Annotated in this window: 1 protein-coding gene; it reads right to left on the minus strand. The window is 62.6% G+C overall.

From position 1 onward, the window contains the following. Nucleotides 1-372: SprB repeat-containing protein (locus E1J53_RS23895; RefSeq protein WP_173021635.1), on the minus strand; the 372-nt coding region annotated here is incomplete at both ends.

Raw genomic sequence — 372 nt, forward strand, 5'->3', positions numbered from 1 at the left:
GGGTGCCGCCCTCCCAGTTTAACAGGATACTGCCATCGTTACCGTTGATGGTGGAGATCGGGCTTGGGGTGCAGCTTAGCGTCAGAGCTGGCGGTTCACTGAGGGTGAAGGCGGTCTCCCGGCTACAGCCGTTGGCGTCGGAAACGATTACGGAGTAGGTGCCGGCGGCCAGTCCGCTGAGGTCCTGGGTAGACGCACCGTTGGACCAGGAGTAGACGAAGGGCGGTGTTCCACCACCGACGCTGAGGTCGATGGCTCCGCTGTTGTCCCCGTTGCAGAGCAGGTCGGTGATGCTGCCGCTGAGGGTGATGCCGGCTGGTTCCTGAATGCTGACCGCGATGCTTTGCAGACAGTTGTTGGCGTCGCGCACGT

Source organism: Lewinella sp. W8, from assembly GCF_004375085.3.
Lineage (GTDB): Bacteria > Bacteroidota > Bacteroidia > Chitinophagales > Saprospiraceae > Neolewinella.